Origin of the sequence: Acidovorax facilis (genome assembly GCF_050626955.1) — a bacterium.
Taxonomy (GTDB): Bacteria; Pseudomonadota; Gammaproteobacteria; order Burkholderiales; family Burkholderiaceae_C; genus Acidovorax; species Acidovorax facilis.
Genome location: NZ_CP192460.1, coordinates 1999038 through 2022902 on the forward strand (window position 1 = coordinate 1999038; position 23865 = coordinate 2022902).

The 23865-nt window shown below is 63.2% G+C and carries 23 protein-coding genes; 11 read left to right on the forward strand and 12 right to left on the reverse strand.

What is annotated here, in order from left to right; all coding sequences use genetic code 11:
- Nucleotides 1–15: 15 nt before the first annotated feature.
- The 7 genes from hscA to uvrB all read right to left on the reverse strand — a co-directional run bounded on the left by hscA (nt 16) and on the right by uvrB (nt 7568).
- The gene (gene hscA / locus ACQ4MJ_RS09010; RefSeq protein ID WP_431152937.1) at nt 16–1887 is read right to left on the reverse strand and encodes a Fe-S protein assembly chaperone HscA; all 1872 of its coding nucleotides are present in this window, start codon (nt 1885–1887) and stop codon (nt 16–18) included.
- Between the two features lie 80 nt (nt 1888–1967).
- Nucleotides 1968–2486: a Fe-S protein assembly co-chaperone HscB gene (gene hscB / locus ACQ4MJ_RS09015; protein ID WP_218301025.1), complete on the reverse strand. Its 519-nt coding sequence runs from the start codon at nt 2484–2486 to the stop codon at nt 1968–1970.
- 87 nt (nt 2487–2573) lie between these two features.
- Nucleotides 2574–2897: an iron-sulfur cluster assembly protein IscA gene (gene iscA / locus ACQ4MJ_RS09020; RefSeq protein ID WP_008904781.1), complete on the reverse strand. Its 324-nt coding sequence runs from the start codon at nt 2895–2897 to the stop codon at nt 2574–2576.
- A gap of 26 nt (nt 2898–2923) precedes the next feature.
- Nucleotides 2924–3328 (reverse strand): Fe-S cluster assembly scaffold IscU, encoded by a 405-nt coding sequence (iscU, locus tag ACQ4MJ_RS09025; protein WP_121420096.1) that lies wholly within the window; start codon nt 3326–3328, stop codon nt 2924–2926.
- 39 nt (nt 3329–3367) lie between these two features.
- Nucleotides 3368–4588: an IscS subfamily cysteine desulfurase gene (locus tag ACQ4MJ_RS09030; RefSeq protein WP_121420095.1), complete on the reverse strand. Its 1221-nt coding sequence runs from the start codon at nt 4586–4588 to the stop codon at nt 3368–3370.
- 110 nt (nt 4589–4698) lie between these two features.
- The gene (iscR, locus tag ACQ4MJ_RS09035) at nt 4699–5235 is read right to left on the reverse strand and encodes a Fe-S cluster assembly transcriptional regulator IscR (RefSeq protein ID WP_008904778.1); all 537 of its coding nucleotides are present in this window, start codon (nt 5233–5235) and stop codon (nt 4699–4701) included.
- Nucleotides 5236–5477: 242 nt separating this feature from the next.
- The gene (gene uvrB / locus ACQ4MJ_RS09040) at nt 5478–7568 is read right to left on the reverse strand and encodes an excinuclease ABC subunit UvrB (protein ID WP_121506484.1); all 2091 of its coding nucleotides are present in this window, start codon (nt 7566–7568) and stop codon (nt 5478–5480) included.
- 105 nt (nt 7569–7673) lie between these two features.
- Here uvrB and ACQ4MJ_RS09045 point away from each other — a divergent pair, with 105 nt between their 5' ends.
- Both ACQ4MJ_RS09045 and ACQ4MJ_RS09050 read left to right on the forward strand, forming a co-directional pair.
- On the forward strand, nt 7674–8870 hold the full coding sequence (locus tag ACQ4MJ_RS09045) for an amino acid aminotransferase (protein ID WP_055395858.1): 1197 nt from the start codon (nt 7674–7676) through the stop codon (nt 8868–8870).
- A 162-nt stretch (nt 8871–9032) separates the two neighbouring features.
- Nucleotides 9033–9626 (forward strand): nucleotidyltransferase family protein, encoded by a 594-nt coding sequence (locus ACQ4MJ_RS09050; RefSeq protein ID WP_431152936.1) that lies wholly within the window; start codon nt 9033–9035, stop codon nt 9624–9626.
- Nucleotides 9627–9724: 98 nt separating this feature from the next.
- On the opposite strand, the gene ygiD is transcribed toward ACQ4MJ_RS09050, so the two are convergent.
- A complete protein-coding gene (ygiD, locus tag ACQ4MJ_RS09055; protein WP_431153091.1) occupies nt 9725–10630 on the reverse strand; it encodes a 4,5-DOPA dioxygenase extradiol in 906 nt (301 codons plus the stop codon).
- A gap of 139 nt (nt 10631–10769) precedes the next feature.
- On the opposite strand from ygiD, the gene ACQ4MJ_RS09060 reads away from it, so the two are divergent.
- Both ACQ4MJ_RS09060 and ACQ4MJ_RS09065 read left to right on the forward strand, forming a co-directional pair.
- On the forward strand, nt 10770–11660 hold the full coding sequence (locus tag ACQ4MJ_RS09060; RefSeq protein ID WP_431152935.1) for a CoA transferase: 891 nt from the start codon (nt 10770–10772) through the stop codon (nt 11658–11660).
- A 15-nt stretch (nt 11661–11675) separates the two neighbouring features.
- A complete protein-coding gene (locus ACQ4MJ_RS09065; RefSeq protein WP_431152934.1) occupies nt 11676–12347 on the forward strand; it encodes a DUF1294 domain-containing protein in 672 nt (223 codons plus the stop codon).
- A 54-nt stretch (nt 12348–12401) separates the two neighbouring features.
- Here ACQ4MJ_RS09065 and ACQ4MJ_RS09070 read toward each other — a convergent pair whose 3' ends face one another.
- A complete protein-coding gene (locus ACQ4MJ_RS09070) occupies nt 12402–13223 on the reverse strand; it encodes a hypothetical protein (RefSeq protein WP_431152933.1) in 822 nt (273 codons plus the stop codon).
- A gap of 348 nt (nt 13224–13571) precedes the next feature.
- Between ACQ4MJ_RS09070 and ACQ4MJ_RS09075 the strand changes: the two genes are divergently transcribed.
- On the forward strand, nt 13572–14033 hold the full coding sequence (locus tag ACQ4MJ_RS09075; protein ID WP_431152932.1) for a hypothetical protein: 462 nt from the start codon (nt 13572–13574) through the stop codon (nt 14031–14033).
- 3 nt (nt 14034–14036) lie between these two features.
- Nucleotides 14037–14270, forward strand: coding sequence for a hypothetical protein (locus ACQ4MJ_RS09080; protein WP_431152931.1), 234 nt, complete (start codon nt 14037–14039; stop codon nt 14268–14270).
- Nucleotides 14271–14515: 245 nt separating this feature from the next.
- On the opposite strand, the gene ACQ4MJ_RS09085 is transcribed toward ACQ4MJ_RS09080, so the two are convergent.
- The gene (locus tag ACQ4MJ_RS09085) at nt 14516–16918 is read right to left on the reverse strand and encodes a YgiQ family radical SAM protein (RefSeq protein ID WP_431152930.1); all 2403 of its coding nucleotides are present in this window, start codon (nt 16916–16918) and stop codon (nt 14516–14518) included.
- A gap of 191 nt (nt 16919–17109) precedes the next feature.
- On the opposite strand from ACQ4MJ_RS09085, the gene ACQ4MJ_RS09090 reads away from it, so the two are divergent.
- Together ACQ4MJ_RS09090 and ACQ4MJ_RS09095 are read left to right on the forward strand one after the other, a co-directional pair.
- Nucleotides 17110–18060, forward strand: a complete 951-nt coding sequence (locus tag ACQ4MJ_RS09090) for a bifunctional helix-turn-helix transcriptional regulator/GNAT family N-acetyltransferase (protein ID WP_431152929.1) — start codon at nt 17110–17112, stop codon at nt 18058–18060.
- A gap of 142 nt (nt 18061–18202) precedes the next feature.
- Nucleotides 18203–19225, forward strand: a complete 1023-nt coding sequence (locus ACQ4MJ_RS09095; protein ID WP_431152928.1) for a proline dehydrogenase family protein — start codon at nt 18203–18205, stop codon at nt 19223–19225.
- 83 nt (nt 19226–19308) lie between these two features.
- Here the strand turns inward: ACQ4MJ_RS09095 and ACQ4MJ_RS09100 are convergent, their stop codons facing one another.
- Nucleotides 19309–19500 carry a hypothetical protein gene (locus tag ACQ4MJ_RS09100; protein WP_218301018.1) on the reverse strand — a complete coding sequence of 64 codons (192 nt, stop codon included), beginning with the start codon at nt 19498–19500 and terminating at the stop codon, nt 19309–19311.
- Between the two features lie 216 nt (nt 19501–19716).
- On the opposite strand from ACQ4MJ_RS09100, the gene ACQ4MJ_RS09105 reads away from it, so the two are divergent.
- The 3 genes from ACQ4MJ_RS09105 to ACQ4MJ_RS09115 all read left to right on the forward strand — a co-directional run bounded on the left by ACQ4MJ_RS09105 (nt 19717) and on the right by ACQ4MJ_RS09115 (nt 22672).
- The gene (locus tag ACQ4MJ_RS09105; protein ID WP_121506494.1) at nt 19717–20310 is read left to right on the forward strand and encodes an IMPACT family protein; all 594 of its coding nucleotides are present in this window, start codon (nt 19717–19719) and stop codon (nt 20308–20310) included.
- A gap of 210 nt (nt 20311–20520) precedes the next feature.
- Complete coding sequence (locus ACQ4MJ_RS09110; RefSeq protein ID WP_228895201.1) at nt 20521–21936, forward strand: dihydrolipoyl dehydrogenase; 1416 nt, start codon at nt 20521–20523, stop codon at nt 21934–21936.
- A gap of 520 nt (nt 21937–22456) precedes the next feature.
- Nucleotides 22457–22672 (forward strand): putative motility protein, encoded by a 216-nt coding sequence (locus ACQ4MJ_RS09115; protein ID WP_431152927.1) that lies wholly within the window; start codon nt 22457–22459, stop codon nt 22670–22672.
- Nucleotides 22673–22705: 33 nt separating this feature from the next.
- On the opposite strand, the gene ACQ4MJ_RS09120 is transcribed toward ACQ4MJ_RS09115, so the two are convergent.
- On the reverse strand, nt 22706–23851 hold the full coding sequence (locus tag ACQ4MJ_RS09120; RefSeq protein ID WP_431152926.1) for an NAD(P)/FAD-dependent oxidoreductase: 1146 nt from the start codon (nt 23849–23851) through the stop codon (nt 22706–22708).
- Between the last annotated feature and the right edge of the window lie 14 nt (nt 23852–23865).

A 23865-nucleotide genomic window follows, 5' to 3' on the forward strand; every position in this document is an offset into this window, starting at 1 on the left:
ATACGCCGGGCACGCTCAGAGGCTCGCGACGTTCTTGCCAGCCAATGCCTGCTGGATGCCGCGATTCATGCGCTGGGCCGCAAAACCTTCGGTGCCTTTGGCCAGTGCATCGGTCGCGGCTTCGATGACAGCGGCATCATCGGCATCGCGCTGGTGGCGCAGGGCCACCATCAAGGCATCGATGGCGGCGCGCTCCTTGGGGTTGAGCACATCGCCATCCGCATCCAGCGCACTCTGGGTGGCGATCAGCATACGGTCGGCATCCACGCGCGCCTCGACCACGGCGCGAGCCTTCATGTCCTGCGCGGCAGTGGCAAAGCCGTCCTGCAGCATGCGCGCAATCTGGTCATCGGAGAGACCATACGACGGCTTCACATCAATGCGCGCTTCCACACCGCTGCCCTGCTCCTTCGCACTCACACTCAAAAGTCCATCGGCGTCGACGGTAAAGGTCACACGGATGCGCGCTGCCCCTGCGGCCATGGGCGGGATGCCACGCAGCTCAAAACGCGCGAGGCTGCGGCAGTCTTGCACCAGGTCGCGTTCGCCCTGCACCACATGGATCGCCAAGGCGGTCTGACCATCCTTGTACGTGGTGAAGTCCTGCGCCTTGGCGGTGGGAATGGTCTCGTTGCGCGCCACGATGCGTTCCACCAGCCCGCCCATGGTTTCGATGCCCAGCGACAGCGGAATCACATCGAGCAGCAGCAGATCACCTGAGGTGTTGTTGCCCGCCAGCTGGTTGGCCTGGATGGCGGCGCCCAAGGCTACGACTTCATCGGGATTGAGGTTGGTCAGCGGCGGCTTGCCGAAGAACTCCTCCACGGCACGCTGCACTTGCGGCATGCGGGTGGAACCACCCACCATCACCACGCCTTGCACCTCGTCGCGGGTCAAATGGGCGTCACGCAATGCGCGGCGCACCGCGGCCATGGAACGGGCCGTCAACTCAGCAGTGATCGCTTCAAAGTCTGAGCGTTTGACATCAAATCGGGCTTCAGCGCTTGATAGTACAGCGCTGAATGCTACTGAATTAATAGCGGTTAAAGCTTCCTTGCAGGCGCGGGCAGCCATGCGCACGGCTGATTTTTCGGCTGCAGTGGTCGCCTGCAGCCCTAGCTGTTGCAGGACCCAGTCAGCCAGCGCGGCATCGTAGTCATCCCCCCCCAAAGCCGAGTCACCCCCCGTGGAAATGACTTCAAACACGCCCTGCGTCAGGCGCAAGATCGAGATGTCAAAGGTGCCTCCGCCCAGGTCGTATACGGCATAGACCCCCTCGCTGGCGTTGTCCAGGCCATAGGCAATCGCGGCAGCGGTGGGCTCGTTGATCAGGCGCAGCAGGTTAATGCCGGCAAGCTTGGCCGCATCCTTGGTGGCCTGGCGCTGCGCGTCGTCAAAGTAGGCCGGCACGGTGATGACGGCGCCATAGAGATCGTCGTTGAAGGTGTCTTCGGCCCGGTAGCGCAGCGTGGCCAGAATCTCAGCGCTGACCTCAACGGGCGACTTGTTGCCATCCACCGTAGCGAGACTGACCATACCGCCCTCGTCACTATCGGCAGCAACCACGAAGTCGTAGGGCAACTTGCCCGCTTCCGCCACGTCTTTCAGGCCACGCCCCATGAAGCGCTTGGCCGAGGCGATGGTGTTGCGCGCATCCTGGGCCTGCGCCGCCACGGCGTCATATCCGATCTGGCGACCACCGTTTTCGAGGTAGCGCACAACGGAGGGCAGCAGCACCCTGCCCTGCGCGTCGGGCAGGCACTCTGCCACGCCATTGCGCACGGCGGCAACCAACGAATGGGTCGTGCCCAGGTCAATGCCCACGGCAATGCGCCGCTGGTGTGGGTCGGGAGATTGGCCGGGTTCGGAAATCTGCAAAAGCGCCATGAAATTTCGGGTCTCAACGTGGTGGAGCCTACCGTCAGATCAGCAAACGATAGAGGCCCCAAGGGGAAGGCAAAACCGCTCTATTGTCCCAGTTGCTCTCGGCGTCGTTCAATGTCGTCGGCAAATCGCGCAATGAACATGAGGGCTCTGACCTGGCGGGCCGCGCCCGCGTAGTCCTGCTGCTGGTCGATGAGTTGCTCGCACTGCGCCAGCGCGGCGCTGCGGGCCTGCGCGACAGCGTCGTCCAACGTGTCGAGTTCGCCCTCTTCGCGGGCATCTTCCAAAGCCTCGCGCCACTCCATCTGCTGCATCAAAAACGCAGCGGGCATGGCCGTGTTGTCCTCGGCGTTGATGGGGGCTGCATGCAGTTCACACAGGTAGGCCGCGCGGCGCATTGGGTCTTTCAGGCGTTGGTAAGCCTCGTTGATGCGCACGGACCACTGCATGGCCACGCGTTGCGCCGCCGCACCCTGCGCCGCGAATTTGTCGGGGTGGGCTTCGCGCTGCAGTTCCTTCCAGCGCGCATCGATGGCGCTGCGCTCCTGGGCAAAGCGGCGCTCAAGGCCAAACAATTCAAAGTCGTCAGATTGCAGGTTCATGCGCTAGTAGGCTGAATGCGGAAATCCAAGAAAAAACCGCCAGCACGCGACGCGATGGCGGTTCGACGGCGCGAAAGCAGCTGGTGATCAAACGCGGAAACTCTCCCCACAACCGCAGCGGTCACGCTCGTTGGGGTTGTTGAACTTGAAGCCTTCATTGAGACCCTCGCGCACAAAGTCCAGCTCGGTACCGTCGATGTAGGCCAGGCTCTTGGGGTCAATCAGCACTTTGACACCGTGGTTCTCGAACACGATGTCCTCAGGCTCGCTGTCGTCCACATATTCGAGCTTGTAGGCAAGCCCGGAGCAGCCGGTCGTCTTGACTCCCAGGCGCACTCCCAGGCCCTTGCCTCGGCGGGACAAGTAGCGGTTGACGTGCCGTGCAGCGGCTTCTGTCAGCGTAATGGCCATGTCTCTCGATCTATTTATCTGTCAAATCAGGCAGCGGCAGTTGCAGTGGCTGCGTGCTTGGTCTTGTAGTCGAGCACAGCAGCCTTGATGGCATCTTCAGCCAGGATGGAGCAATGGATCTTGACGGGCGGCAGGGCCAGCTCTTCAGCGATCTCGCTGTTCTTGAGGGCTGCCGCTTCGTCCAGCGTCTTGCCCTTGACCCATTCAGTCACCAGCGAAGACGAGGCGATGGCCGAGCCACAGCCGTAGGTCTTGAAGCGCGCGTCTTCAATCACGCCGGTCTCGGGGTTCACCTTGATCTGCAGCTTCATCACGTCGCCGCAGGCGGGCGCGCCCACCATACCGGTGCCCACCGAATCGTCGCCCTTGTCGAACGAACCCACATTGCGGGGGTTTTCGTAATGGTCAACCACTTTTTCTGAGTAAGCCATGATGTGTACCTCTTCAATTCTTCCAAAATCTTCAGGAAATCAGTGCGCAGCCCACTGGATGGTGCTGATGTCGATGCCGTCCTTGTACATCTCCCACAGTGGGCTCAATTCGCGCAGGCGGGCCACGTTCTCGCGGATGGTGGAGATGGCGTAGTCGATCTCTTCTTCGGTCGTGAAACGGCCGATGGTCATCCGCAGGCTGCTGTGCGCCAGCTCATCGCTGCGGCCCAGGGCGCGCAACACGTAGCTGGGCTCCAGACTGGCGGATGTGCAGGCAGAACCCGACGACACCGCCAGGCCCTTGATGCCCATGATGAGCGATTCGCCTTCGACGAAGTTGAAGCTCATGTTCAGGTTCTGCGGCACGCGGCGCTCCATGCTGCCGTTGATGAACACCTGTTCAATGTCCTTCAAGCCATCGAGCAAGCGCTGCTGCAAGGCATGGGCCTTGGCATTGCTCTCGGCCATTTCTTCTTTGGCGATGCGAAAGGCTTCACCCATGCCCACGATCTGGTGCGTGGGCAAGGTGCCCGAACGCATGCCACGCTCGTGACCACCGCCGTGCATCTGCGCTTCCAGCCGAACACGGGGCTTGCGGCGCACATACAGCGCGCCAACGCCCTTGGGTCCGTAGGTCTTGTGCGCGGTCATGCTCATCAGGTCGATGGGCAGCACGTTCATGTCGATCTCGACCCGGCCTGTGGCCTGGGCGGCATCCACGTGCAGCAGGATGCCCTTTTCACGGCACAGCGCGCCGATAGCAGGGATGTCCTGGATCACGCCGATTTCGTTGTTCACGAACAGGATGCTGATCAGTACCGTATCGGGGCGGATGGCGGCCTTCAGGGCATCCATGTTGACCAGACCGTCTTCCTGCACATCCAGATAAGTGGCTTCAAAACCCTGGCGCTCCAGCTCACGCATGGTGTCCAGCACGGCCTTGTGCTCGGTCTTGAGCGTAATGAGGTGCTTGCCCTTGCCTTTGTAGAAGTGCGCTGCACCCTTCAAGGCCAGATTGATGGACTCGGTAGCGCCGCTGGTCCACACGATTTCACGCGGGTCCGCACCGATCAAGTCTGCCACCTGCACCCGCGCCTTTTCAACCGCTTCCTCAGCCTCCCAGCCCCAGGCATGACTGCGCGACGCCGGGTTGCCGAAGTGTTCACGCAACCAGGGAATCATGGCATCGACCACACGGGGGTCCACGGGGGTGGTGGCGCCGTAGTCGAGATAGATGGGGAAGTGCGGGGTCATGTCCATGGCTGGCTCAGTAGTGGTTGCTGGCTGGCAAACGCAATAAGAAACAAAAACGGGTTCAAAAACTGTTCAGGGCGGTGCCGACCCCAGGGTCGGCACAAGCCCTTGGGCTATCAGGATTTGGCGAAAACGTTGCCCAGCGCGAACACGGAGTTCGGAGCATTCACGCGGATCGGCTTGACCACCGGGGTCGTCGAAATGGCACGGCGTACCACCGGCTTGTCTTCGATCTGCACGCCCTTGGCAATCTGTTCGTCCACCAGCTTTTGCAGAGTGACGGAATCCAGAAACTCGACCATGCGTTGGTTGAGCGATGCCCACAGCTCATGCGTCATGCAGCGGCCAGCTTCGCCCAGACAGTTTTCCTTGCCACCGCACTGCGTTGCGTCAATGGGCTCATCCACCGAGACAATGATGTCGGCCACGGTGATGTCGCCCGCCTTGCGGGCCAGGGTATAGCCGCCACCGGGGCCACGGGTCGATTCGACCAGTTCATGGCGGCGAAGCTTGCCGAAAAGCTGCTCTAGGTACGACAGCGATATCTGCTGGCGCTGACTGATGGCCGCGAGGGTGACTGGGCCATTGTTCTGGCGCAGGGCCAGATCAATCATGGCGGTGACCGCAAAACGGCCTTTGGTTGTGAGACGCATCGCAAGCTCCTTGTGCTAAGGCTTGTTCGTTGTAGAAACCGCCTGCACTGACTGTTGGTCAGCAAGGCACCGTCTCCGCCCCTTACTCCGAACAGTCGCCTGCCACGGAGCCCTTCATCGCTGGGCTGTTTTCTTGAGTATTTTGTGCGAGTATAACACAAATCCCTATCGAATCTGTCGGGTTAAAAAACCAACTAGTTTTTAATTGACCCGATAGTTATTTCCGATTGTTCTTTCGCCCATTACAAGGCCACCGAATCATTGCCATGTGCACCAAATGCCTGGTCCTTGAGCCGCGTGAGCTGGTCCCGCACCCGGGCGGCCTGCTCGAACTCCAGATTGCGGGCGTGTTCCAGCATGAGTTTTTCCAGCCGCTTGATCTCGCGCGCCACGTCTTTTTCTGACATGTCCTCCACCTTGGCGCGCTGCAGGGCTTCCTGCTCCAGCCGTTCTGCGTCCTTACCGGCCTTTTCGCTGTAAACCCCGTCAATCAGGTCTCTTACCCGCTTGACAATGCTGCGCGGCGTGATTCCGTGGGCCTCGTTGTGTGCGATCTGCTTGATGCGCCGACGTTCCGTCTCGCCCATGGCTTTTTTCATGGAGTCGGTGATGCGGTCCGCATAGAGGATGGCCCGGCCATTGAGGTTCCGCGCCGCACGGCCGATGGTCTGAATCAGGCTGCGCTCGGCCCGCAAGAAACCTTCCTTGTCCGCATCCAGAATCGCCACCAGCGACACCTCGGGAATATCCAGGCCTTCGCGCAGCAGGTTAATGCCCACCAGCACGTCAAAGGCGCCCAGGCGCAGGTCGCGGATGATCTCCACCCGCTCCACCGTGTCCACGTCGCTGTGCAGGTAGCGCACCTTCACGCCGTTGTCCGTCAGGTAGTCGGTCAACTGTTCAGCCATGCGCTTGGTCAGTGTAGTAATGAGTACGCGCTCATGCTTTTCAACACGAATGCGTATTTCTTGCAGCACATCATCCACCTGATGGGTGGCGGGACGTACTTCAACCTCGGGGTCCACCAGTCCGGTGGGGCGCACCACCTGGTCGACGATCTGACCGGAGTGCGTGCGCTCGTAGTCTGCCGGCGTGGCGGTGACAAAGATGACCTGCCGCATACGCTGTTCGAACTCCTCGAATTTGAGCGGTCTGTTGTCCAGCGCCGAGGGCAGGCGAAAGCCATACTCGACCAGCGTGGTCTTGCGCGAGCGGTCGCCGCTGTACATGGCGTTGAGCTGGCCGATCATCTGATGGCTTTCGTCCAGGAACATCAGAGCGTTCTTGGGCATGTAGTCGGTCAGCGTGCTGGGCGGGTCGCCGGGCGCGGCGCCCGACAGGTGGCGCGTGTAGTTCTCGATGCCCTTGCAGTGCCCTACTTCGCTGAGCATCTCCAGGTCAAAGCGCGTGCGCTGCTCCAGCCGCTGCGCCTCCACCAGCTTGCCGTCGGCCAGCAACTGTTTGAGGCGCTCGGCCAGTTCGACCTTGATGGTCTCCACCGCTGCCAGCACCTTGTCGCGTGGCGTGACGTAGTGGCTGCTCGGGTACACCGTGAAACGCGGGATCTTCTGCTTAACCCGGCCCGTGAGCGGGTCAAACAGCTGCAGGCTCTCGATCTCGTCGTCAAACAGCTCGATGCGCACGGCCAGCTCGGAATGCTCGGCCGGAAACACATCAATGGTGTCGCCCCGCACGCGGAACTTGCCGCGCGAAAAATCAGCCTCATTGCGCTGGTATTGCATGCGTATCAGCTGTGCGATTACGTCGCGCTGGCCCAGCTTGTCGCCGGTGCGCAGCGTCATCACCATGCGGTGGTAACTCTCGGGCTCGCCGATGCCGTAGATGGCCGACACCGTGGCCACGATGACCACATCCGTGCGCTCCATGAGGCTCTTGGTGCACGAAAGCCGCATCTGCTCGATGTGCTCGTTGATGGCGCTGTCCTTCTCGATGAACAGGTCGCGCTGCGGCACATACGCCTCGGGCTGGTAGTAGTCGTAGTAGCTCACGAAATACTCCACGGCGTTCTTGGGGAAGAACTCGCGGAACTCGCTGTACAGCTGCGCGGCCAAGGTTTTGTTGGGCGCGAACACGATGGCCGGGCGCCCCATGCGGGCGATCACATTGGCCATGGTGAAGGTCTTTCCAGAGCCCGTCACACCCAGCAGCGTCTGGAAGGTTTCCCCATCGTTCAAACCTTCCACCAGCTTGTTGATGGCCTCGGGCTGGTCGCCGGCCGGTGGGTATGGCTGGAACAGTTCGAAGGGAGAGTTGGGGAAATGGACGAACTCGCCGTCTTGCTTTTCCGTTATGACTTCTGTGAGATCCGGCATAGGTGCGGTCAACGATTGGTAGAGGCAGGCCGTTAAAATCGGCCGAACCCGGCACAGTACACCACGCCCGGATTCTTCGCTACTGACAACCTTTCAAGGATTTTCATGTCTCTGTTCACCGCCGTCGAAATGGCCCCCCGCGACCCCATCCTGGGCCTCAACGAGCAATTCAACGCCGACACCAACCCCAACAAGGTCAACCTGGGCGTCGGCGTTTATTTCGACGACAACGGCAAGCTGCCCCTGCTGCAATGCGTGCAGGCGGCAGAAAAGACCATGATGTCCACCCCCACGGCCCGTGGCTACCTGCCCATCGACGGCATCGTGGCTTACGACAACGCCGTGAAGGCTTTGGTGTTCGGCGCGGACAGCGAACCCGTCACCTCGGGCCGCGTGGCTACCGTGCAAGCGGTGGGTGGCACGGGCGGCCTGAAGATCGGCGCTGACTTCCTCAAGAAACTCAGCCCCAACGCCAAGGTGCTGATCTCCGACCCCAGCTGGGAAAATCACCGCGCACTGTTCACCAACGCCGGTTTTGAAGTCGATACCTACACGTACTACGACGCGGAAAAGCGTGGCGTGAACTTCGAAGGCATGCTCGCCAGCCTGAACGCTGCAGCCCCCGGCACCATCGTTGTGCTGCACGCCTGCTGCCACAACCCCACGGGCTACGACATCACCCCAGAGCAGTGGGACCAAGTGATTGCGGCCGTCAAGGCCAAGGGCCTGACGCCCTTCCTCGACATGGCCTACCAGGGCTTTGGCCACGGCATCGCCGAAGACGGTGCCGTGATCGGCAAGTTCGTGGCTGCAGGCCTCAACTTCTTTGTCTCTACCTCGTTCAGCAAGAGCTTCAGCCTCTACGGTGAGCGCGTGGGCGGCCTGTCCGTGCTGTGCGCCGACAAGGAAGAAGCTTCGCGCGTGCTGAGCCAGCTCAAGATCGTGATCCGCACCAACTACTCCAACCCACCCATCCACGGTGGCGCGGTGGTGGCTGCCGTGCTGAACAATCCTGAGCTGCGCGCGATGTGGGAGAAGGAACTGGGCGAGATGCGCGTGCGCATCAAGGCCATGCGCCAGAAGCTGGTGGACGGCCTCAAGGCTGCGGGTGTGAAGCAAGACATGAGCTTCATCACCACCCAGATAGGCATGTTCAGCTACTCCGGCCTGTCCAAGGACCAGATGGTGCGCCTGCGCAATGAGTTCGGCGTGTACGGTACTGACACCGGCCGCATGTGTGTGGCAGCCCTGAACAGCAAGAACATCGACTACGTCTGCCAGGCGATTGCCAAGGTGGTTTAACCCCCTGAGGCGCTTGCGCGCCTTCCCCCTTTCTCTCGAATTGCTGCGCAATTCGGGAAGGGGGACGCAGCCAGCGCGGCGGGGCGGCCCTTGCGCGGCTACCTCGCATGGGCTGCGCTTGTTCGGGGGGCAGTGGCGATACGCAATCCATTGAATGCCCTCTTGAACCCTCACTCTGATCTTCAGCGCCGCTTTGTGAGCGAAGCGCTCCAGAACCAGCACAACGCGGCCCTTCTGGAGCGTTTGCCGTTTCTGGGCCTGCCCGATGCGTGGCTGGTGGCGGGTTGCCTGTTCCAGACGGTGTGGAATCTGCACTCCGGCGTGGCGCCCACGGCGAACATCAAGGACTACGACCTGTTCTACTTCGACGGCAACGACTTGTCCGAATCGGCAGAGCAGCAGGTGCAAGCTCAAGTCGCCGCCCTCTTCGCCGACCTGCCCATCACCGTGGAAGCCAAGAACCAGGCCCGCGTGCACCTCTGGTACGAACGCTGGTTTGGCTACCCGTATGCGCCACTGCAATCAGCCCGCAACGGGATCGAGCGTTTTCTGGTGCCCTGCACCTGCGTCGGGCTGCAACCTGCTGACAACCTGAGCGTCAACGAGTCCACCCTGTACGCGCCCTACGGGCTGGAAGAACTGTACGCAGGACTGCTCAAACCCAACCCCGCATGCCCGCATCTACCGCTGTTCCAGGCCAAGGCTGAAAGCTATCGAGAACGCTGGCCGTGGCTGACGATCCGGGCCACCGCCTGATCGGCAAAGCCGCCAATTTTTACGTCTTTTTGATCCCTAGCGCTTGATGCAAAAGCGCTGGCAGCTATCAAAATAGAAGCAGCCGGCGCTATCCTGCATCACCCCCACAGCACCGACCGCATCGATATCGACGCCGACTGGTAACCCGTATTGAAGAAACGCGGCATCTCGCTGGGCAAAACAGCTCCTGCGGCGTACAGCAGCGGCAGATAGTGCTCGTGCGTGGGGTGCGCCTGCTGGGCCACCGCACCCAGTTTCTGAAAGTCCTGCAGGGCGCCCAACTGGCCCTTCTTGATCTGCTCCTGAACCACGGTGTCGAACTCGGCCGCCCAGTCGTAGGCTTCGTTGGCGGCCGAGCCACGGCGGGATGCGCGCAGGTTGTGCACGATGTTGCCGCTGCCCACGATGAGCACACCCCGCTCGCGCAGGCCCTTGAGTTGCTGGCCCAGCGCATAGTGCTCCGCCGGGGCACGGCTGTAGTCCATGCTGAGCTGCATCACGGGAATCTCTGCCTTGGGAAACATGGGCTTGAGCACCGACCAGGTGCCGTGGTCCAGACCCCATTCGCCATCGTCCACGCCCAGTGCCCCGCCGGTAGCGGGCGACTTGAGTTCGCTGGCCAGGCTGCGCGCCACCTGCGGCGCACCGGGCGCGGGGTAGCGCTGGTCGAACAGTGCCTGCGGAAAGCCGCCGAAGTCGTGGATCGTCTTGGGGTTGGCCATGCCCGTCAGCTGCCAGCCGCCGCGTGTGAGCCAGTGGGCCGACACACACAGGATGAGCTGCGGCTGCACCGCGCGTGCCATCAGCTCCGCGCCCATGGCCTGCCAGCTGCGGCGCCAGGCGTTGTCCTCGATGGCGTTCATGGGGCTGCCATGGCCCACAAACAGCACGGGCATGCGGGGCGAGGGCTTGAGCGCCTGCAGCGCGGTCGCCGTGGCGGCGCTGCTCAAAGACGAGGTCATGAAAGCTCCCGGAAAGGCGGCCAGACCCGTGAGGGCGGCCAAAGAGGTTCTGCGTTGCATGGGTCGGGGAGCGTAACAAATTATGTATAACGCGGGGAGTGAGCCCGCGCGCCCCTTGAAGTTCCAGCGCCGCGCCTTCTCCTTCCGTTCAAAACCACAACACCGAGACAACCCCACACCCATGACAACCGCCCTGCCCCAGCCCCTGCGCAACGTTCGCGTACTGAGCCTCGCGCTCAACCTGCCCGGCCCCGCCGCCCTGATGCGCTGCGCGCGCATGGGGGCCGACTGCACCAAGCTTGAACCCCCGCCCGCCCCGGGCCACCCCAGCGCCGACCCCATGGGCATCTACAGCCCAGCGGCCTATGCCACGCTGCACAGCGGAGTGCGCGTGGTGCATGCCCACCTCAAGACGGCAGAAGGCCAGGCCGCGCTGCACGAAGAACTGACCCGCACCGATGTACTGATCACCTCGTTTCGCCCCTCGGCGCTCACCAAGCTGGGCCTCTCCTGGGAGGCGCTGCAATCGAAATACCCGCGCCTGTCGCTGGTGCGCATCGTGGGCGCTGCGGCCGAGCGTGCCGAAGAACCCGGCCATGACCTCACCTACCTGGCCGATGCCGGGCTGGTCACCGGCACCGAGATGCCCCCCACCCTGTACGCCGACATGGGCGGCGCCCTGATGGCCAGCGAGGCCGTGCTGCAGGCCCTGCTGGAGCGTGGCCACACGGGCAGCGGCGTGTGCATCGAAGTCGCCCTAGCCGACGCCGCCGCTTGGCTGGCCCAGCCGCGCGACTGGGGCCTGACCACGCCCGAGGGCGACGTGGGCGGCAACCACGCGGGTTACCGCATCTACCCCTGCGCCGACGGCCGTGTTGCTGTTGCCGCGCTGGAACCCCACTTCGCCGCCAGCCTGTGCGTCGCCGCAGGCCTGCCCGCCACGGGCGATGCCCAGGTGCTGCGCGCCCGGCCCACACACGAGGCCGTGGCCGGCTTCTTGCGCACGCAGACCCGTGCGCAGCTCGATGCGCTGGCAAAGGCGCAGGACATTCCACTGCACACCCTGGCCTGAAGGCAAAGAACCGACATGCAAAAACAGGGAACGGTGGTGCGCTGGAACGCCGAGCGTGCCTTTGGCTTCATCCGCAGTCCCGACACGCCCGCCGACGTCTTCTTCCACATGCGGGATTTCGAGGGCGGTGGAACGCCCCTCGAAGGGCATTCGGTGAGCTACCAGGAGATCCATGTCCGCGGCAAAGGCCCCCGGGCCATGGCAGTGCAGCCCGTGGGCACTCCTGCGGTCACCGCACCCGCCGCCCGCGCGGCGGCCGGCGGCAGCAAAAAGGCGCAAGCGCCTTCACCCTGGCGGCCGCAGCCACCGCGCGCCGGTCGATCCGGTGCCTCGCCAGCCTTCCAGGGACTGGCTTTCCTGCTGATGGCGCTGTGGCTGGGCATGCTGGCCTTCGGCGCATGGAACAACCAATTGCCCTGGTGGCTGCTGGGCGCCGCCGTGGCGCTCAATCTGCTGACCTTCATCGTCTACGCCCTGGACAAGAGCGCTGCGCAAAGCGGCCAACGGCGCGTGGCGGAGAACCACCTGCACCTGCTGGCCCTCGCGGGCGGTTGGCCGGGCGCCTGGTTCGCCCAGAAGATACTGCGCCACAAATCGAGCAAGACCGCGTTCCGCGTGCTGTACTGGGCCACGGTCATGCTGCATTGCGCAGGCCTGGCTGCCTGGCTGCTTCGCGGGGCCGAATAACGGTCGGCAGCGGAAATCGCTTTTGCAAACGGCTACCCGGCTGCTGCCGAACCCTCAGAAATCGATTTGGACCGCCAGAACAAAATTGTAATAAAGCGCCGCACCAAAATCGAAGACACTGATATCGGGATCGCTCAAGCTCTCGCCATGGGGTGCACCCGCAAAAACGATACCGAACCTGTTTTGCGGGTTTATTTTCCCGGTCAAATCAATGACGTAAACACCATCGTAATCATTTTTGGTATCGACACTCAGGACATGCCCACCCGGATTTGTGACAAACCCGATTGGTACGGAAATGGGTGGCGGGCCTCCCTCACGAACCTTGTAAAAAGGTTTGATCTTTGAATAATCGAGCGGGCTGGTCTCGATTCTCGCCGGTATCTTCTGGTGCCGCGGATCAAACGGCGCGATGGTCTTGATGGGCACAGGCTCGGTCGGCTCAAAAAGCTCGTCGGGACCGATTCTGCTGGAGAAGAACAACCGGTTGAGCTGCGACCCGCCGCGCTTGATGGAATGCTGCACGTCGCCCACCATGAACGTCATGCCCAGGCTGCGGTACCTGAATGACAAGGTCGCGCGCGTGACCTTGTATTTATGGGGCGCGGGCTCCCCAGTCACCTTGGTGTAGTGCTCAAATGCCTTTTGAAAGGCGAACCCCACCCCGGAACGGCGCACGATGATCCCGCCCTGGTCATCGAAAGTTCCCTCGTCCCAATTCAGGATCCGGCCGACGGCAATGGCGTAGGGATCGGCGACCGTTACCGAATTGACCGGCCAGGAAGTACTGTCAATGCCGCCAAGTGAGTTCTCATGTCTTGAAATGGTGGCCGTCGACGAGGACCAAGGCTTCAACGCGAAAATAATAGTGGGCACCGCTCTCTCCTTATCAGTTCCATCAAAGGTTGAATCGAAGTTGCTGGCCCAGCTGCGCAATATCCCGCGCCCACTGCGCCGTGGTGCACGAATGGAAGATAGGAAGCGCGATGGCTGCGTCCAGGCCAGGGGGCACGAGTATCATCGCTGGCGCAGGCCGGGTGTCAACGAATGGGTGGCGGCAGATACAACTTCGAACGATATGGTGTGAAATCCGTCGCGCTCCCGCGCCTGGCGAAGTGGTGAAAGATGCCCGCGGATGACACAGGAACTCCCCCCGGGACTACACGCATTCCAGCGGCCCGCGGCTTCAATGGAAGGCGTATCCACCCTCCAAAGGAGACGGCCATGAAGCCAATGATTCTTGACTCCACCATGACCAATATGGGCGGCGTGTTCTACCCAACGGGGCATGTGTTCGCCCTGTTCCCCGACGAGGACTGCGTGCGACAGGCCGCCACCGCGTTGCAGGCCGCCGGCCACCAGGGCGACACCGCCTACGCCAGCCCCGAAGTCATTCTGCAAGAGATCGTCCGCACCCTGGGCACGGCAGATGCCCCAATGCCCTCGGTGGGCGCCGAGGGCGACATGGTGCGCCGCATTGCCGACCTGGCGGGCACTGGCCACCACGGCATGCTGATCGCCATGGCCGACAAAGACAACACCGATACCCTGGTGGAAGCCATTGCCCCCCAAGGTGCAGTCACCGCCTTCTACTACCGTACCTTCATCATCGAAGACCTGATCTCACAGCCCGCCGGTGACGGCCCGCAATCGGTGGTGGTGGGCACTCACGCAGCAGAAGGCTGAAGCTTGCATTCATCGCGCAGCAGCGATACGGCCGGGCTGGCAACGCTGGTTGAAAACGGCAGAAGGGGTTTTGGCCGCGCGATCCAGCAAATCCATCCGGGGCGCAAAGGCCCAGTGCTTGCGCCCGGTAAACGCTGCCGCAATGCCGTGCCGGGGCATTACCAGCAGGATTTTCCGGTGGAACCCCATGGCCATGAAAACCCGCGCACCGGCATGCTCCACCACTGGTCGGCGTAGCGCGCAGACCCCTTGCCCATAGACACCGTGGGCGCAAACACCCTGGCGACCCACTCGCGCGGTACCAGCTGGCGGCCATTCCACTCGCATCCACGCAGGGAAGGTACAGCAGCGCTAGGCGCGCCATGTCGCGGGCGCGCATCTGCACGCCAAATTCGCCGGTGGAGGTACCTTGTGGATCCGCCTCCCACGACACATCTGGCAAACCCCACGGGCCAGACAGATGCGTCTGGGCGCAGGCATGGTCAGCGGGGCTTGCGTGCCGATGGTTTGGCCGCCCCGGTCACACGCGGCGGCAAGCCGGTGTGCTGGGTCAGCATGCGGCCCTTTTGGGGCTGCCCTGGCTTGGCAGGCCGGGAAGGCAGCACTTTGGCGGCTTCTGCCTTCTGTCCCACGGGCGTCGAGTTCTTGCGCCGCGCACTCTGGTATCCGCCGTCGGTCAGCGGCTGGAAGGTCGGTATCAGGTGGTGCTTGCCGTTGCCGATCAGATCCGCGCGGCCCATGGCCTTGAGCGCCTCGCGCAGCAGAGGCCAATTGTTGGGGTCGTGGTAGCGCAGGAAGGCCTTGTGCAGGCGGCGGCGCTTGTCGCCGCGCACGATGTCCACAGCCTCGCTGTCGCGCGTGATCTTGCGCAGCGGGTTCTTGTTGCTGTGGTACATGGCCGTGGCCGTGGCCATGGGGCTGGGGTAGAAGGTCTGCACCTGGTCGGCGCGAAAGCCGTTCTTCTTCAGCCAGATGGCGAGGTTCATCATGTCCTCGTCGCTGGTGCCCGGGTGCGCGGCAATGAAGTACGGGATCAGGAACTGCTTCTTGCCCGCTTCTTCGCTGAACTTCTCGAACATCTGCTTGAACTTGTCATAGCTGCCGATGCCCGGCTTCATCATCTTGGTGAGCGGGCCCTGCTCAGTGTGCTCGGGCGCGATCTTCAGATACCCGCCTACGTGGTGCTGCACCAGCTCCTTCACGTATTCAGGGCTTTTCACAGCCAGGTCGTAGCGCAGGCCCGAGCCGATCAGGATCTTCTTGATGCCCTTCAATGCGCGGCCACGGCGGTAGATCTTGATCAGCGGGTCGTGGTTGGTGCCCAGGTTGGAGCAGATGCCCGGGTACACGCAACTCGGTTTGCGGCAGGCGGCTTCGATCTCGGGGCTCTTGCAGCCCAGGCGGTACATGTTGGCGGTGGGGCCACCCAGGTCGCTGATGGTGCCGGTAAAGCCTTTGACCTTGTCGCGGATGTCCTCGATCTCCTGAATGATCGAATCTTCACTTCGACTCTGGATGATGCGGCCCTCGTGCTCGGTGATCGAGCAGAAGGTGCAGCCGCCAAAGCAGCCGCGCATGATGTTGATCGAGAAGCGGATCATCTCCCACGCGGGGATCTTGGTCGCGCCGTCGTGGCTGCCGTTCTCGTCGGCGTAGCTCGGGTGCGGGCCACGGGCGTAAGGCAGGTCGAACACGTAGTCCATCTCCGCCGTGGTCAGCGGGATGGGCGGCGGGTTGATCCACACGTCGCGCGCGGTCACGCCCTCGCCATGCGCCTGCACCAGCGCGCGGGCGTTGCCGGGGTTGGTCTCCAGGTGCAGCACGCGGTTGGCATGGGCATACAGCACGGGGTCGCTTTTGACCTGCTCGTAGCTGGGCAGCCGGATCACGCTTTTGTCGCGTGGTGGCACCTTGAGCTTGGCCTTGAGCGCCGGGTTCGCCACGAACAGCATGGGCTGGATGGCGGGGTTGGGCGCGGCAGATTTTGGGTCTTTTTGGCCACCAGCGCCTGTTCCACCTTCGCTAGCTGCTACGGAATCAGGAGCATCCTCCTTGCTGCAGGTGCTACCCTGGGCGGCGGCCTGCTCACTGGTGGTCATGTAGGGGTTGACGTGCGCCTCCACGCGGCCAGGCTCGTCCACGCTGGTGGAGTCAATCTCGAACCAGCCCTTGCCGGTCTCATCGTCGGGCCGGCGCACAAACGCCGTGCCACGCACGTCGGTGATCTGCTCCACCGGCTCGCGAGCGGCGATGCGGTGCGCAACCTCAACCAGCGCACGCTCGGCGTTGCCGTACAGCAGCAGGTCACACTTGGCATCCACCACGATGGAGCGGCGCACCTTGTCGCTCCAGTAGTCGTAGTGCGCAATGCGGCGCAGGCTGCCTTCGATGCCACCCAGGATGATGGGCACGTCCTTGTAAGCCTCGCGGCACCGCTGGCTGTAGACGATGGCGGCGCGGTCAGGGCGCTTGCCGCCCACGTCGCCAGGGGTGTAGGCATCGTCGCTGCGAATCTTCCGGTCGGCGGTGTACCGGTTGATCATCGAATCCATGTTGCCCGCCGTCACGCCCCAGAACAGGTTGGGCTTGCCCAGCACCTTGAAGGGCTCGGCGCTTTGCCAGTCGGGCTGGGCGATGATGCCTACGCGAAAGCCCTGGGCTTCGAGCGTGCGGCCGATCACGGCCATGCCGAAGCTCGGGTGGTCCACATAGGCATCGCCCGTCACCAGGATGATGTCGCAGCTGTCCCAGCCCAGTTTGTCCATCTCGGCGCGGCTCATCGGCAGGAACGGGGCCGTGCCAAAGCGCTTGGCCCAGTACGGACGGTAGCTGGTCAATGGCTTTGCGGCGCGCGCAAAAAAGGAGACGTCAACGGGGGCGTTCATGCAGAGGAGTTTCGCGGCCGGCCCTTGTGCGTCAAGGGCGTCGTGGGGCGCGGCTGTGGTGGTTAACCCGCGATTTTACGGCGGCAAGCCCTTTTTGTCGCTGCTTGCGCGTTGCCCTTGTGCGTTGGAGGTCTTGATGAACATCAGGCATATACTTGCCAAAGTCAATCAATTGCATGACTAAGGCATTCATGACCACGACCAGCACTACATCCCAGCCCACCTCCGCAGCCGTGAAAGCAGTGCGGCGTTTCAACCGCTTTTTTACCCGGCGGGTGGGCGTGCTCGACCCGTATCTGGGCAGCAACCTGTCGCTCACCGATGTACGTGTGCTGTACGAACTGGCGCACCGCGAGGCGCCCGTTGCCAGCGAACTGGCGCGCGACCTGGGCCTGGACGGCGGCTACCTGAGCCGCATCCTGCGCCGTTTTGAAGCATCCGGCTGGATCACCCGCAGCGCCAGCGCCAAGGATGCCCGCCAGAGCATGCTCACCCTCACCCCCACGGGGCGCGAGGTGTTCGAGCCGCTGCAACAACGCTCACGCGACGAGGCCGCAGCCCTGCTGACCCCCCTGCCCCCCGCGCGCCAGCAGGAGCTGGTGGACGCCATGGAACGCATCGAAGCCTTGCTGGACCCCGCCAACGCGGCGCCTAAGGCCACGCGCATGGCCGTGCTGCGCGACCCAGTTCCCGGCGATATCGGCTGGGTGGTGCAACAGCACGGCGAGATCTACTGGCGCGAATACGGCTGGGACAGCCGCTTTGAAGCCCTGGTGGCCGACATCGCCGCGCAGTTTTTGCGCAAGTTCCAGCCAGCGTGGGAGCGGTGCTGGGTGGCCGAGCTGGACGGCGAACGTGTAGGCGCCGTGTTTGTGGTGCGCAAATCGGCCACCACGGCCCAGCTGCGCATGCTGATCCTGTCGCCCAAGGCGCGCGGGCTGGGTCTGGGTGCGCGCCTGACTGACGAGTGCATCGCCTTTGCGCGGGCCAAGGGCTACAAGAAGATGGTGCTGTGGACCAACAGCTGCCTGGCTGCTGCACGGGGCATTTATGCCAAACGCGGATTCAAGCTGGTCAAGTCAGAGCCGTACGAAGGTTTTGGCCAGCAGCTGGTGGGGGAGACGTGGGAGCTCAAGCTGTAACATCGCCGGCTTGGCACCTCACGTCGACAACTACCCAGAGAAGAACGCATGCAACGCGCCGCCTGGCCTCCATTGATGTACTGAACGCCCGCAGCGTGAGCCTCCACTGCGCCTTTGGCACAGACGGTGGCAACCGCTGCCCTTGCTGGCCCCATGCCCGGGCCAGCGCTTTGCTTTTTTCGTCTTTTTCAAGTGCTCCGTTGCCATGACGGAGCTCGGAAGACGAAAGGCGTCAGTTCTCATCCTGGATACCGACATGCAACTTCTCGACACACTGGTGGCGCGCGCCATCCCTTGGGTGCCCCGCGCACTGATCCGCAAAATTTCTCGCCGCTACATCGCAGGCGACACCCTCGCCGAAGCCCTCGTGCGCGTGCAACAGCTCAACGCGCAAGGCTTCTCCGTGACGCTCGACGTACTGGGCGAAACCATCTCGACCCTGCAGCAGGCGCAGGCCACTGCCAACATCTACATCGAAGTGCTCCACGCCGTCCACGCCCAGGGATTGCAGGCCAACATTTCGATCAAGCCTTCCGCACTCGGACTGCTGCTGGATGCGCAGCAGTGCGAACAACTCATCCTGAGCATTCTCGACACCGCAGAGCACCACCGGAACTCCGTTTGCCTGGATATGGAGGACACGCGCTGTACCCAAAAGGAAATCGAATTGTTCGGATGCTTGCGGGAAGGCTTTGACAACGTCGGCCTGGCACTACAGGCGTATCTGCTGCGCACCTACCAGGACATTGAGCCGCTCTTGCGCGAAGCCAGCACCTTGCGCATCTGCAAAGGCATATACGTGGAGGATCGCTCGCACCTCGTGCACGAGGCCTGGAACGACCGCAGTGCCATCAACGAACACTTCCTGAAGCATGTTGAGCGTTGTTTCGAAGCAGGTAGCTTCGTCGGCATTGCCACGCACGATGCTGCATTGATCGCGCGCATCGTCGAACGGGCGCGCCGCGATGACATCGATCGAAGCCAATTTGAATTTCAGATGCTGCTGGGCGTGTGCGAACCCCTGCGCGACAAACTGCGGGACATGGGCTTCAACGTGCGCATCTATGTGCCCTTTGGCAAGGACTGGTATGGCTACAGCACACGGAGGCTGAAGGAGTCTCCCCGAATCGCAGGGCATATCGCCAAAGCGCTGATCGGGCTCTGAAAACACCCCATAAAAAAATGGTCCCTCAGGACCATTTTTTTATGACGCGGTGGCAATACCACCACCGGCAGCAGGCGAGACAGCTACCACTCCCCCACTTCGCGCACCCGCTGGGCCAAGTCCGGGATCGCATCGTCCTCCACAACGGGTGCTGCCTGCACTGGGGCCATGACCGCCTCCGCCACACTTGGCTGCGCGCGCTGGGGCATCAACCGACCAAAAACGTGGCTGGCGAGGGTTTCATGCAGGGGAGCGGTAAATGGTGCGGCAAACATGGCAGTTCCTTTTCTGATGGCCTGAGTGCTTTCAAATCGGTAGCAGCAGGTTAGGCCACAGCAACAAGCCTCAAGTGTAGGAACGAGCGCCTTTTGCAGGTGTGACAGAACGCACAAACAACACGGTTTTGTCACGAAGGGCGCGCTTATCGCGACAAACGGCACGGTGCACGCCACAAATCGGCCGAATCCGCCACGCCGTAAACTCTTCGCCCCATGTCACAGACCCTGGCTGCGCCCGCGCACAGCGAAATCATCATCAAGAAAAGCCGCTTCATCGGCTGTGTGCAACCCATGGCCGACCGTGCCAGTGCGCAGGCGACGGTGGATGCCCTGTGGAAGCAGCACCCCGGCGCCGCCCACATCTGCTGGGCGCTGCTGGCGGGCGGACAGTCGGCGGCGGTGGACGACGGCGAGCCTGGTGGCACGGCAGGCCGCCCCATGCTCGACGTGCTGCGCCACCAGGACCTGGAAGGCGTGCTGGCCACCGTGGTGCGCTACTTTGGTGGCGTCAAGCTGGGCGCAGGCGGACTGGTGCGCGCCTACACCGACACCATTGCCCAGGCCCTGCTGACCGCGCCCAAGGTCACGCTGCAACGCATGAAAACCCTGCAGTGCCATGTGCCCTATGCGCTGGAGGGGCTGCTGCGCCGCGAGATCGAGGCCGCGGGTGCGGAGCTGATCAACGTGCAGCACGGCACGCTCGTCACGCTGCAGTTGCGCTTGCCCGAGGCCCAGGCCGCCGCCTTTGTGCTGCGCATCAACAACAGCGGCCAAGGCCGCGTGGGCTGGACCGAGCCCGACGCCTGAGCTGGGAGTGTGGGCTGCAGAGGGAGCATCGGCTGCAACGCGCGATAAACCGGTCTTGCGCGTTTCGCTTCGATGCCTTCTGCCGCCCACCCTCCTAGGGGCAGCCCAGCCGGACCTGGCGCCGACTCGGAACAAATGCCTTTACGCCTACAAGCGCTGTAGCGGCAGGCCGCCACACTCAGAGCTTTACCGGGCTGCTAAGGAGACGCTATGAGCCAACCGCTCGACACCATCATCATCGGCGCAGGCACCGCCGGTCTGGCCGCCCTGCGCGAAGTGCGCAAGCGCACGGAACGCTACCTCATCGTCAACGAAGGCCCCTGGGGCACCACCTGCGCCCGCGTGGGTTGCATGCCCTCCAAGGCACTGATCGAGGCGGCCAACGCCTTCCACCGCCGCCATACGTTTGAAGAATTCGGCCTGCGGGGCGCCAGCGCGCTGACCGCCGACCTGCCCGCCGTGCTGCAGCGCGTGCGCGATCTGCGCGACGACTTTGTGGCCGGCGCCCTCAAAGCCACCAGCGAACTGGGCAGCGCACATATGTCGGGGCGCGCCACCCTGCTGGGCCCCCACTCGGTGGACATTGACGGCACCGCCTACGCCACCCGCAGCATCATCATCGCCACCGGGTCACGCCCCAGCGTGCCGGAAGAATGGCTCGCGTTTGGCGACCGCATGCTCACCACCGACACCTTGTTCGAGCAAAGCGCCCTCGGCCCCCGCATTGCCGTGATTGGCATGGGCCCCATTGGGGTGGAGATTTCGCAAGCCCTTGCGCGGCTGGGCTTGCAGGTGGCCGCATTCACCACGGGCGATACGCTGGCGGGCCTGAGCGACCCAGTGCTCAACGCCGAACTGACAGCGCTGCTCAAGCAGGAAATGGTGCTGCACATGGGGGCCGAAGCGCAGCTGCGTGAAGTACCCGGCGGCATTGAAGTCACCAGTGGCAACAACCGCGTGGTGGTGGACCAGGTCATCGCGGCCATGGGCCGGGTGCCCAACATCCAGTACCTGGGCCTGGAGACGCTGGGGGTGCCCCTGGACCCGCGCGGCATGCCCACCGTCAATCCACAAACCCAGCAAATAGGCGATTTGCCCGTGTTTCTGGCCGGAGACGCAAACACCCATGCCCCCCTGTTGCACGAGGCCGCCGACGAAGGCCACATTGCGGGCATGAACGCGCTGGCTGACACCCCCACACGCTTTCAGCGCCGCACCCCGCTGGGCATCGTGTTCTGCGACCCCAACATCGCCACCGTGGGCCAGCGCTTTGCCGACATGGACCCCGCCCACACCGTCACCGGCACAGCCAGCTTTGACAACCAGGGCCGCGCCCGCACCGCGCAGCAAAACCACGGGCGCATCTGCATCCACGCCGACCAGGCCACCGGCCGCCTGCTGGGCGCTGAAATGTGCGCCCCACAAGGCGAACACATGGCCCACCTGCTCGCGCTGGCCATTCAGCAAAAACTCACCGTGCACGATCTGCTGGGTATGCCGTTCTACCACCCTACGCTGGAAGAAGGCTTGCGCACTGCGCTGCGGGATACAGCACGGCAATTGCCCCAGGGGCGCGAGTCTGATTTGGCGACGTGCACGGCCATTGGGGTGGCGGCGCTGGAGTAGGAGCCTTAGAGCCTGTTTACGATCTCCCAGGAGTCGCGCAGCGGTCTTTGCGGGATGGTATGCAAGGCGCGGTGCGCAGCCAATAGCTCGGCTATCGGCAAGCGCCGCCACGCCGCAGACCGCCCGCAAAGACCGCTGCCCGAAGGGTTGGAGCGAAATCGGGCGATTGAACGCCTCGGCTGCTTGCATGGGCATGAGCCCACGCGGCGCACCCGAAGCATCCACTCATCCCGATTGCGCTCCAACGCGACCCCTGGGAGATCGTAAACAGGCTCTTAAGGATGACCTGCACAACTCCCTGCGGTCTGTGATAGCGCGGTCTCGGGCGGTCCACTGCGTTGCTTTTCTTGCCAATAGCGCGGCTATTCGCTGCAAAAAGACGCCTTGTGCCCCATCCCGATCCGCACTACCACCGCCTCGCGAGGGTTATGCAGGTCATCCTTAACAGGGCAGAGATGTAACACCCCTCAAGCGCACTTCCCAAATTACCGATATCCACCCATTACCCCAAGGAACCACCATGGACGTCGCCCTCACCAACAGCATCGTCAACACCGCCACCGCGCTGGCCAGTGCCAAGACGTCGGACGCGCTGAACATGGTGGTCTTGAAGAAGGCGCTGGACATGCAGGCCGTGTCGGCCGCCACGATGCTGGACGCCATGCAGCAGTCCATGCCCCAGCCTGCGCTGGCAACTTCTGGCGCGCTGGGCACCCAGGTCAACACGTTCGCCTGAGCCGCTCGGCCACCCAAATCAAGGGGCGCGGAACTACCTCAGCCGCGCAGGCGACAGCCCTGCCATATCCACCTTCTCGCGCACCAGCTCATCGGCCAGCGATTCGCCGCGCAACAACTGCCGGGCCAGCAGCGAGGCACCTGCAGCGCTTTGAATCCCATACCCACCCTGCCCGGCCAACCAGAAGAAGCCGGGCACATGGTTGTCCCAGCCAATCACCATGTCGCCATCGGGCACGAACGAGCGCAGGCCCGCCCAGATGTGGGAGGGGCGGCGGATCTGGAAGGTGGTTTTTTCCTCGATGTGATAAATCCCCGTGGCCACGTCCAGTTCTTCGGGCACCACGTCGTGCGGGTACGTAGGGTCCGCGTTGGCGGGCGAGCCCAGCAGCTGGCCCGCATCGGGCTTGAAGTAAAAACTCTCGTCGATGCCGATCACCGCAGGCCAGTGCGTGGCGTCCATGCCCTCGGGCACGGCAAAGGTGAAGGCGGTGCGGCGGCGCGGCTCCAGGCCGATGGGCGGCACGCCTGCCAGGCCCGCTACCACGTCAGCCCAGGCGCCTGCGGCATTCACAATGGTTTTGGCCTGCAGCACCCGGCCATCGGCCAGGGTCGCCTGCCAGCTATCGCCAACGCGCTGCAGGGCCGTGACTTCCGCATTCGTCAGCACCTGGCCGCCGCGCTGGCGCAGGCCACGCAGGTAGCCCTGGTGCAGCGCGTGCACATCGATGTCGGCCGCCTCGGGCTCGCTCATGCCTGCGGCCACGGCTTCGGGCTTCAGGCACGGCAGCTGGGCCAGCAGTGCGGCCTGCTCCACCCATTCCACATTGGGGGAGATGGCGTGGGCTTCTGCATAGGCCTGTTTCAGCATGTCGAGCTGGTCCGGCCCGGCCACGTAGACCACGCCACGGGGCGAGAGGATGGGGTCGGACCCGAACTCCGGCGGGGGTGCATCGTAAAACGCACGGCTCGCCCGCGTCAGCGCCTGGATGTTGGGCGTGCCGTAGGTGGCCATGTACAGGGCAGCCGAGCGGCCGGTGGTGTGGTAACCGGGCTGCGATTCGCGCTCCAGCAGCAGCACGCTGGCGCCCTCCCCATCGGCTTTGTCCTGTACCAACTGCCAAGCCACCGAGGCACCTGCAATGCCCGCGCCAATGACGATGGTGTCCGCTGATTGCATGGTTTTGTCTCCTG

Coding starts and splice junctions, on each gene's coding strand:
- ACQ4MJ_RS09065 (WP_431152934.1), top strand. CDS start 11,676: ATGCAAAAACAGGGAACGGTGGTGCGCTGGAACGCCGAGCGTGCCTTT.
- iscU (WP_121420096.1), bottom strand. CDS start 3,328: ATGGCTTACTCAGAAAAAGTGGTTGACCATTACGAAAACCCCCGCAAT.
- uvrB (WP_121506484.1), bottom strand. CDS start 7,568: ATGCCGGATCTCACAGAAGTCATAACGGAAAAGCAAGACGGCGAGTTC.
- ACQ4MJ_RS09030 (WP_121420095.1), bottom strand. CDS start 4,588: ATGGACATGACCCCGCACTTCCCCATCTATCTCGACTACGGCGCCACC.
- hscB (WP_218301025.1), bottom strand. CDS start 2,486: ATGAACCTGCAATCTGACGACTTTGAATTGTTTGGCCTTGAGCGCCGC.
- ACQ4MJ_RS09090 (WP_431152929.1), top strand. CDS start 17,110: ATGACCACGACCAGCACTACATCCCAGCCCACCTCCGCAGCCGTGAAA.
- hscA (WP_431152937.1), bottom strand. CDS start 1,887: ATGGCGCTTTTGCAGATTTCCGAACCCGGCCAATCTCCCGACCCACAC.
- ACQ4MJ_RS09060 (WP_431152935.1), top strand. CDS start 10,770: ATGACAACCGCCCTGCCCCAGCCCCTGCGCAACGTTCGCGTACTGAGC.
- ACQ4MJ_RS09110 (WP_228895201.1), top strand. CDS start 20,521: ATGAGCCAACCGCTCGACACCATCATCATCGGCGCAGGCACCGCCGGT.
- iscR (WP_008904778.1), bottom strand. CDS start 5,235: ATGCGTCTCACAACCAAAGGCCGTTTTGCGGTCACCGCCATGATTGAT.
- ACQ4MJ_RS09120 (WP_431152926.1), bottom strand. CDS start 23,851: ATGCAATCAGCGGACACCATCGTCATTGGCGCGGGCATTGCAGGTGCC.
- ACQ4MJ_RS09045 (WP_055395858.1), top strand. CDS start 7,674: ATGTCTCTGTTCACCGCCGTCGAAATGGCCCCCCGCGACCCCATCCTG.
- iscA (WP_008904781.1), bottom strand. CDS start 2,897: ATGGCCATTACGCTGACAGAAGCCGCTGCACGGCACGTCAACCGCTAC.
- ACQ4MJ_RS09115 (WP_431152927.1), top strand. CDS start 22,457: ATGGACGTCGCCCTCACCAACAGCATCGTCAACACCGCCACCGCGCTG.
- ACQ4MJ_RS09075 (WP_431152932.1), top strand. CDS start 13,572: ATGAAGCCAATGATTCTTGACTCCACCATGACCAATATGGGCGGCGTG.
- ACQ4MJ_RS09100 (WP_218301018.1), bottom strand. CDS start 19,500: ATGTTTGCCGCACCATTTACCGCTCCCCTGCATGAAACCCTCGCCAGC.
- ACQ4MJ_RS09085 (WP_431152930.1), bottom strand. CDS start 16,918: ATGAACGCCCCCGTTGACGTCTCCTTTTTTGCGCGCGCCGCAAAGCCA.
- ACQ4MJ_RS09105 (WP_121506494.1), top strand. CDS start 19,717: ATGTCACAGACCCTGGCTGCGCCCGCGCACAGCGAAATCATCATCAAG.